The following is an 8,233-nucleotide window of genomic DNA, read 5'->3' on the forward strand; positions in this document are numbered from 1 at the left end:
ATTTCAACTCCTCCTTTCTTAACGACGGTGTGGTGAGATACGTTAGATAGGCCACTTGATCAGATTGGGTCATAAAAGCGGTTGATAGCTGATGAAGTTCCAGCTGACTGCCACGAAGGACTTCTTTAAAACGCTATTTACGAAACAACACCTTTGCATCATCTGAATCCAGGAAGTCTTTCAACACTTGCAGGGCATGTTCGACTGATTTTTCGTCTTTGCCAAAAACACTTTCTACACTCTCACTCATTTTTTCATCAACTAATAAGTTATGGAAAAATGTTTCTTCAAGAAATGAGTGTTCAGGGTATTTTGGATTAGGAAAAAGAATATCAAACATCCCGCCTTCTCCAAAATTAAACTGAGTATTTTTTTTAGTAGATGAGAGTAGCATTGTCATAAAATAATTGTTATATGTAAATAAGAAACTAAAATTTTCATATTCTCCAGCACGAATTTGAATATCATCTAAATTTACAGAAAACACATTCTGTAATGCTTGTTTTACATTTTTGTAACCTAAACTTTCTTTAATTGGTAAATAATGCTCTGTCATTTATATGCCCTCTAAAAGTATCAGTAATTACTTAACTAAGTCATGTTCTTCTTCATACTTTTTGTCCAGATAGCCTTTCAACACTTGCAGGGCATATTCGATGTCTTTTTCATTTTTGCCAAATGTATACTCTATTTTCTCTCGAATAGATTGATTATCAATTAAAAACTCTAGAAAAATTTTTTCCAAAATAGAATTTTCGGGATAATTTGGATCGTCAAGTAAAATTTTAAAAATTCCACCTTCTCCAAATTGAAATTGAGTATTTTTTTGAGCATCTGGTATTCCCATTTCTACATCATAGCCTCTATAAGTGATGGAAAAATTAAAACCCTCATAACTATTTTCGAGAATAAATAAATCGTCTAAATTCATTTGAAATATGTTCAATAAGGCAGTTTTGACATTCTTATATCCTAGACTTTCTTTCACTGGTAAATAGGTTTCACTCATTTATAGACCCTCCAAAAATTTCCATATTTCTCAAATTTATATCCATTGTTTTGTAAAAAAATCATTTCTTTATAAAATGACTCTCCTTTATGTTCAAAGTGCCAAGCATCAAATGCTTTGGATGGATTTGAAGTTAATACAAAATCTTTTCCTTCCTTAATCTGTTGAACAAGAAACTCTTTATTTACTTTGGGAGCAAGTTCTCCATCGACTTTAGCCATCGCTTTCCACCCTTCACTTCCCGCATCAAAATAGGTAAAACCATTGGCATGGGCAATCTGCTCATATGAGCGGACACTGGACTCTTCAAAGTAGCCTAACAAAGCCGTCTTGGAATTGGCATTGTGGGTGGTGAGTTTTCGTTAATTCTTAAAGACTTATGATTATACTATATATAGGCTCAATCATTTAACTGTATCAGTTTTGATTATTTTTCCTGTTTTTACATCAATAAAACTTCTTCTGCCATAAAAATCTGTAGCTGCTATAACATTTGCATTTGTATCTATAGTCATTTGCTCATATGGCAATTTATTTGATAAGTCATTTCTAGTTTGCACTCTCCACAAAATTTTTTGGTTATGTATACCATAAATATTGTCTACAGTATCATCATTGTAAGGAATATCTAAAAGTATAATTTCTAAATTTTCAATTTCTATTTTCTGTCTCACAGAAAACTCTAAGTTTAAATCATTATTATGGTAATAATCTTTCATTCGTAAATTCTCCTATACGTTGTCCCATTAAATCATATTGAGTTCCGCCGCCTCTTCCCCAGCCCTCTAAAGGATTTACTTCACCTGTCCTTAATTTAGTACCTGACGGTATCTTAACATCAGTTTTGTATCTTGGTGTTGCAGGGAGTGCAAACTTATCCTTAATTTGTTCTGCTGTTAGTTCTGCAATGTCAGATTCTCTCATTAACCAACCGCCATATTGTCCTGAGATTTTACCATCATATACTCGGACAAAATTAGTATCTTTTGTTAATATGATTTCTTTTACAGTTGTTTTGGGAGTATAAGGTGCATTGTCATAGCCCATTTCTACTTTCCACCACTTATTTGCTTTAGACGCATCATATTCTTTATAAATTTCCCATGTAGAATTTACTTTTGTTGCATCCTCAACCTTATCCACTACCCTCGCCACATCCTCAGCCTTCTCTGCCACTTTTCCCAGATGAACTCGAGCTGGGTGCCGACTAAAGTCCTGCCTCACCGTGCCTATCGCTGCTGCTAAGCGGTTCTCTCTCTTGATCTGTCCTAAGGCTTCGTATAAAAATGATCGGCCCTCTTTCAAATGCCTTAACTGATCAAATGCATTCCCCGTCAATTGGCCTGCTCGCTTCGTAAGAGCTGACCAGTCTGTCAACTGGCTCAACCCCTTCACTTTGCTAATACGACTGCCAATTTGACTACCTGATACAGCCGTTCTCAACTCACCTGCTCCTACAAAAAAGCTACCTACCTCTAGAGCACCTCTCGTCAAGAGCCGACTTCGGGTGTAGGTGTCCCCCTCCAACCCCAGATAGCTTTCTGTATTTATTTGATTAAAAATTTATTATTTATCTTGTTTTATTTTAATAAATTCAGTTTAAATATAAAATATTATTTAGTAACGGTCTTCAAGTTCATATTTCCTGTATCAATATCAACATTGTATTTTCTACCCATAAAATCTGTAACAAATAAATTATCATCCAGTACTTGAATATTAACAATAGGTGCACATTGAAAATTGGGATTATTTACAGGGCGTACATTTTGTATTTGCCATTTAATTTTTCCTTTAACATCAATAGCATACACATTTTTAAAGTCATTATCCGTTAAGAATCCTGTAGTTGGAATATCTAATCTCACGATAATTTGCTGATTAATTTCTTTAAATTCAGCAATGTTCCCCGTAAATTGAACAGCAATATTGTTAATATTTAATGTATTTTTTTCTACTTTTATTAGATATGTCATTGTTAATACCTCTATTTAGAAATTTTCCCTAATTCTTTGAATTCTCCAATATATTGCCCCATCAAATCAAACTGAGTCCCACCACCAGATAAACCAAATAAGGGATTAACCTCACCCATTCGTAATACACTCCCTTTTGGAATCGTAACTTCTCCTACAAACTTAGGCATAATTGGCAATGCAAACTTATTCTGAATTTGGGAAGCAGATAACCCCTTTATATCTTCGGCTTTCATAAGCCAGCCGCCATAAAGATGAGAATTTTCACCATCATAAACTCTGACAAATTTCGTATCATCAATTAACTCAATTTCTTGGACTTTTGTTCCTGGAGTATATGGTGGTTTATCATATCCTTGTTCTAACCACCATTTATTGATATCTTCAGAAGGAATTGATTTCTTAATCTTAAAATTGTCCTCAACCTTCTCTGCCGCTTTTCCCAGATGAACTCGAGCTGGGTGCCGACTAAAGTCCTGCCTCACCGTGCCTATCGCTGCTGCTAAACGATCCTCTCTCTTGAGCTGTCCTAAGGCTTCGTATAAAAATGATTGACCCTCTTTCAAATGCCTTAACTGATCAAATGCATTCCACGTCAATTGGCCTGCTCGCTTCGTAAGAGCTGACCAGTCTGTCAACTGGCTTAAGCCCTTCACTTTGGTGATACGACTTTTTTACAACCAGCCTTTGGCTTTCAAAAACTTATCTGGAATACGCATTTCTATTTTTGACATAATTTCTCTTAAGTAACTATCCCAATCTTTCGTTCCCATGTAACTACGTATATCTTCTTCTAGGGAAACTCCAAATTGATCATTTAAAACAATCGAAAACCCACATAAATCATTTTCATAATTAAATTGAATGCAAAAATAATCGTAGGCCATAAAATTCAATTTGAACATCCGATGATTTGGGTCATCTACTATATCATAAGACGCAATTGTATCTACTCTATCTCCAAAAATTTCTCTGATTTTTTTCTAGTTTCTCTTGCCAAGTTCAATGTTTCATTTGCTTGCATACCAGTATCCTCCAATCTTATCTAAATCAATATACCCATATTTTTCTCTTAAGTAATTCCACTCCCATTCTAATGCAGAACCCCTGAAAGAGTCTAATCTTGGATCATGAGAAAATCGAATGGTCTTGCCTTGCGCAACCGCATCATCTCGACCATCAACATAAAATTTCCCATTTTTCTGATAAAGATGAAATGCCCAAGGAAGACGTCTAGTTTCGTCAAATAGAACATAATGTAAGCTCTCAAAATGACGTTTTTTAATTTCTTGTTCAATATTATGCTTCCATCTTAAAATATTTGATTCATTCATCTGTTTTATCCCATAGCGGTGACGAATAATATGGTTTCTTTCCAATTTTTAGTTTAAAGCGATTAGATTCTACAAAATGTTCTAATTTATTGATAAAAAAGTATTCAGCTTCATTGAAATCATCAAACGCAACTGTCCTTCCCATAACATAAGATCTGTCGTCCCTCCCATTAATCATAAATTTACCATCTCTATAGAATAGGTGGAATGCCCAGGGAAGATTTTTATTTTCATCAAATAATACATAATGTATACTTTCAAGTTTCTTTTCTTTAATTTCCTTTTCTACATCTTGTTTCATAAATTTAAAATCTAATATATCTTTCATTTTATTACCTCTTTTAAAAATCCTAATTTTTCATAAATGTCTATCGACGATTTAAACTGAATTTGATTTTCACCGCCCTGACCAAATACTTTAGCAATTTGACCTTGCTTAACTTCAGCCAAATCTTCAATAGATAGATTAAAATCTGAAAGTTTACTTTTTTCATCAATAGAAGTAATTCGGGATTGGGGGGAGGAGATGCTGGAGTAGTGTTGATTCACTCTACCTTGAAGAGAATTCTATTTAAAGCAAGAGCTTACCAATGGTTTGTTGGTAAACTCTTGTTTCATTTATTCTATCATAAAAGGGGGAGTTATTTATTATTCTGTGACATCATCCCAGAGGGGGGATGGATACATATAACTTCCTCGTTTCGCAACATCTCTACGTCCTTCTCGAACTATAAAATCTAACAGTTTAAAAAATTTATCTTTTGCCTCCAAAAAATTTGTAAATTCAAACGTTTTCCCAAGAACATATGATCTATCATCTCGACTATTCACCATAAACAGATGATCTCTATAAAAAATATGAATCGCAAAAGGAGCCGTATTCAATTCATCAAATAATACATAGACTAATGAATTATAATGCCGTCTCTCAATTTCTTCTTCTATTTCTTGTTTAAATTTATCAATTTGTTCAGTTTTCATTTCGTTACCTCTCTTAGTATACCTAAATCCTCGTAATATTTTAATGATTGTCCAAGCTGGATTTGGGTTCCCCCTCCTTGCCCAAAGACTCGAGCAATTTGTCCTTTACGAATATTGGCTAAGTCCGATAAAGAAAATCCTCGATTTTCCATTGCATCAAGAAGGGCATCTTTCACTTCTTTAGGTGCATTTTCAAATGCTTTAAGGATATTTTCTTCAGTTAAATCTATCACCACTTCATACTGATGGTATACTTGATAACCTTCAGGATAAGGCAAGCCTCTAGTATTAAATGCTAATTTCTCTCCGTTATCAACTGGACTGGTGAAAGGGCCGCCATTTGTTCCAAAACGGTCGATTACTTGTCCTGCTTTTAAATTTGCTGGCTCTGTATGAAATTATTTGTTATTCTGCATCATCCCAGAGGGGAGAAGAATAATATGGAGAAAATCCAACTTTAATTCCTTTCTTAGTTGATTCAACAAAGTGTTCTAATTTACTTATAAAAGATGTCTTCGCATCTTCAAAATTGTCAAATTTTATAGTGTTTCCTATAATATATGAGCTGTCATCTCTACCATTAATCATAAATTCCCCATCTCTATAGAATAAGTGAATAGCCCAAGGCAGATTACTGTCCTCATCAAATAGTACATAATGCAAGCTCTCAAAATGACATTTTTTAATTTCTTGTTCAACTATACATTTCATGTTCTCAATATCAATCATCGATTTTATCCCATAATGGAGAGGAGTATTCAGGAACTTCTCCATTTTCTACAGAAGTTCTATTTATTTTCACAGTGAGGTCTAGTTTTTCTATAAATTTATTTTTTGCATCCTCAAAATTATCAAATTCCAATTTTTTGTTATAACTTGCTCTATCCATTGTAGCGTAAACAAAATAATGTTCACTAGTAGAATCAAACTCAATTCGAACTTCCCATTCACCTGGTCTATGATCATTAAAAATAGAAAATTTTAAACTTTCATATCCCAACAATTTAATTTCTTCCATAAGTTCTTGTTTCTCTTTATCCATAGATAACATTATTAATCCCAAAGTGGTGACGAGTATGGATGAGAAAATCCTAGTTCTGATGCTAAATGCTCAGCGTTAATTGTTTGTTTCAGTATACTCATGAACTTGTCTATGGCTTCATTAATAGTATCGTATTCCCAAGTTACTCCAACAACATATGAGCGTTCATCTCTACTATTTATCATAAACTTGTTATCCCTATAAAATAGATGTGTCGCCCATGGAAGATTGCTCTGTTCATTAAATAACTCATATCTCAAAGTTTGAAAGTTATTCTTTCTAATTAGTATTTCAATTTCCTGCTTATACTGTTCAATTAATTCTTTTGATACCATATTATTTTACTTCCTTAAGAAAACCTAATATTTCATAATACTCTAGATTGGAACCAAACTGAATTTGAGTTCCACCACCCTGACCAAATACTTTAGCAATTTGCCCCTTCTTCACATCAGATAGCACATCCACTGGATTTCCATATTTTGACAATCTTTCATTCAAGAAAAATTGTAATTTTTGTGGTGCTTCATTATATGCTTTTAAAATATTTTCCTTTGTTATATCCTTCACCACCTCATATTTGTGATAAGTCTGATAACCTTCAGGATAAGGCAAGCCTCTAGTATTAAATGCTAATTTCTCTCCGTTATCAACTGGACTGGTGAAGCGCCCACCATTTGATCCAAAACGGTCAATCACTTGTCCAGCTTTCAGATTGGCAGCCTCTGTAATCGCCTTACCTGCACGGTCTGTCACAAAACCATCTGCAGCTGGCCATTTGATACGACCGGCATCATCCAGAAAGGATCTAGAGCGAACTAAAACAGGTTTGCCATTTATTAAATCAGCTGATTTATAAGCAATATCGCCGTTTTTTAGAGTGACTTTTTCAGCTTTGAAAGTTTTACTACTCTTAACCACATCATCTGCCTTCTCTGCCACTTCTCCCAGATGAACTCGAGCTGGGTGCCGACTAAAGTCCTGCCTCACCGTGCCTATCGCTGCTGCTAAGCGGTTCTCTCTCTTGATCTGTCCTAAGGCTTCGTATAAAAATGATCGGCCCTCTTTCAAATGCCTTAACTGATCAAATGCATTCCCCGTCAATTGGCCTGCTCGCTTCGTAAGAGCTGACCAGTCTGTCAACTGGCTCAACCCCTTCACTTTGCTAATACGACTGCCAATTTGACTACCTGATACAGCCGTTCTCAACTCACCTGCTCCTACAAAAAAGCTACCTACCTCTAGAGCACCTCTCGTCAAGAGCCGACTTCGGGTGTAGGTGTCCCCCTCCAAGAAACTCTTCCCACTCTTCTTGATGAGTGCTTCCGTACTCTGAAGGGTCTCTTCTTGGACTCCTGCTAATTCTTTTAACAGGACTCCTGAAATACTGCGACCCTTACTACCATCCGCTGCTATCTTCAACCCAACTTCTAAGCCCGGCAAGCTCGTAATCGCTAAACCTGTCGCATACTTCCCAATCGTCTGAACCATTTGACCACTTATCTTAAGCCCGCCTTTAAGATCCTGCTCCATCCACTTGGGAGTCGCTTGACCTGTTAGAGAATTCACGCCCCAGATAGCTCCCTCATGGGCATACTGAGCTACATCTGTTCCTCCTTGAACCAAACCAAAGCCAATGTCCCCCACAAATCCTAAGCTCGCATCGCCAATCCCCTTCAAGGCTTTGAAGACTTCCCCTAATAACGGAAGATCCACCTGCTTCATCCAGCTAGTAGAGCCATCCAAAAAGCGTGAGCTCCCTTCTTTCACTTCCGATAAGAAGGATTGTAACGGGTGATGTTTCCGCCAATCAGCCTGCTCCTTCTTTGCTTTTTCCTTTGCTTTCTTTTGAGCAATCTCGGACTGCCGCTTTGCTCGTGTCAAAGCCTCT

Annotated in this window: 16 protein-coding genes and 1 pseudogene; all 17 read right to left on the minus strand. The window is 35.8% G+C overall.

The window, feature by feature from the left end:
• Positions 1–133: 133 nt before the first annotated feature.
• On the minus strand, positions 134–556 hold the full coding sequence (locus PCY10_RS09545) for a hypothetical protein (RefSeq protein ID WP_021002364.1): 423 nt from the start codon (positions 554–556) through the stop codon (positions 134–136).
• A gap of 27 nt (positions 557–583) precedes the next feature.
• On the minus strand, positions 584–1,009 hold the full coding sequence (locus tag PCY10_RS09550; protein WP_021002363.1) for a hypothetical protein: 426 nt from the start codon (positions 1,007–1,009) through the stop codon (positions 584–586).
• Positions 1,006–1,230 carry a hypothetical protein gene (locus tag PCY10_RS09555; RefSeq protein WP_148290557.1) on the minus strand — a complete coding sequence of 75 codons (225 nt, stop codon included), beginning with the start codon at positions 1,228–1,230 and terminating at the stop codon, positions 1,006–1,008. The genes PCY10_RS09550 and PCY10_RS09555 overlap by 4 nt, the downstream gene beginning before the upstream one ends.
• 183 nt (positions 1,231–1,413) lie before the next feature.
• Positions 1,414–1,728: a hypothetical protein gene (locus tag PCY10_RS09560; RefSeq protein ID WP_020998248.1), complete on the minus strand. Its 315-nt coding sequence runs from the start codon at positions 1,726–1,728 to the stop codon at positions 1,414–1,416.
• Positions 1,709–2,452 carry a hypothetical protein gene (locus tag PCY10_RS09565; RefSeq protein ID WP_148290556.1) on the minus strand — a complete coding sequence of 248 codons (744 nt, stop codon included), beginning with the start codon at positions 2,450–2,452 and terminating at the stop codon, positions 1,709–1,711. Before PCY10_RS09565 ends, PCY10_RS09560 begins: the two co-directional genes overlap by 20 nt.
• Before the next feature lie 170 nt (positions 2,453–2,622).
• On the minus strand, positions 2,623–2,985 hold the full coding sequence (locus tag PCY10_RS09570; protein ID WP_020998242.1) for a hypothetical protein: 363 nt from the start codon (positions 2,983–2,985) through the stop codon (positions 2,623–2,625).
• A gap of 11 nt (positions 2,986–2,996) precedes the next feature.
• The gene (locus PCY10_RS09575; RefSeq protein ID WP_206425278.1) at positions 2,997–3,641 is read right to left on the minus strand and encodes a hypothetical protein; all 645 of its coding nucleotides are present in this window, start codon (positions 3,639–3,641) and stop codon (positions 2,997–2,999) included.
• 18 nt (positions 3,642–3,659) lie between these two features.
• Entirely contained in the window at positions 3,660–3,872 is a 213-nt protein-coding gene (locus PCY10_RS09700) for a hypothetical protein (protein ID WP_327083047.1), read from the minus strand.
• A gap of 123 nt (positions 3,873–3,995) precedes the next feature.
• The gene (locus PCY10_RS09585) at positions 3,996–4,319 is read right to left on the minus strand and encodes an Imm59 family immunity protein (RefSeq protein ID WP_021002358.1); all 324 of its coding nucleotides are present in this window, start codon (positions 4,317–4,319) and stop codon (positions 3,996–3,998) included.
• Positions 4,312–4,647 carry an Imm59 family immunity protein gene (locus PCY10_RS09590; protein ID WP_021002357.1) on the minus strand — a complete coding sequence of 112 codons (336 nt, stop codon included), beginning with the start codon at positions 4,645–4,647 and terminating at the stop codon, positions 4,312–4,314. Before PCY10_RS09590 ends, PCY10_RS09585 begins: the two co-directional genes overlap by 8 nt.
• A complete protein-coding gene (locus PCY10_RS09595) occupies positions 4,644–4,868 on the minus strand; it encodes a hypothetical protein (protein WP_021002356.1) in 225 nt (74 codons plus the stop codon). The genes PCY10_RS09590 and PCY10_RS09595 overlap by 4 nt, the downstream gene beginning before the upstream one ends.
• A 99-nt stretch (positions 4,869–4,967) precedes the next feature.
• Positions 4,968–5,300 carry an Imm59 family immunity protein gene (locus PCY10_RS09600; protein ID WP_021002355.1) on the minus strand — a complete coding sequence of 111 codons (333 nt, stop codon included), beginning with the start codon at positions 5,298–5,300 and terminating at the stop codon, positions 4,968–4,970.
• A pseudogene (locus tag PCY10_RS09605) lies at positions 5,297–5,665 on the minus strand (hypothetical protein); the annotation flags it as partial. The gene PCY10_RS09600 and the pseudogene PCY10_RS09605, both read right to left, overlap by 4 nt.
• A gap of 40 nt (positions 5,666–5,705) precedes the next feature.
• A complete protein-coding gene (locus PCY10_RS09610) occupies positions 5,706–6,029 on the minus strand; it encodes an Imm59 family immunity protein (protein WP_301559013.1) in 324 nt (107 codons plus the stop codon).
• A complete protein-coding gene (locus PCY10_RS09615) occupies positions 6,022–6,351 on the minus strand; it encodes an Imm59 family immunity protein (protein WP_112384827.1) in 330 nt (109 codons plus the stop codon). The genes PCY10_RS09610 and PCY10_RS09615 overlap by 8 nt, the downstream gene beginning before the upstream one ends.
• Positions 6,352–6,353: 2 nt before the next feature.
• Positions 6,354–6,677, minus strand: a complete 324-nt coding sequence (locus PCY10_RS09620) for an Imm59 family immunity protein (protein ID WP_021002351.1) — start codon at positions 6,675–6,677, stop codon at positions 6,354–6,356.
• Between the two features lies 1 nt (position 6,678).
• Positions 6,679–8,233: TNT domain-containing protein (locus PCY10_RS09625; RefSeq protein WP_301559014.1), on the minus strand; the 1,555-nt coding region annotated here is incomplete at its 5' end.

The organism is Streptococcus sp. SI1 (assembly GCF_030439945.1).
Lineage (GTDB): Bacteria > Bacillota > Bacilli > Lactobacillales > Streptococcaceae > Streptococcus > Streptococcus intermedius.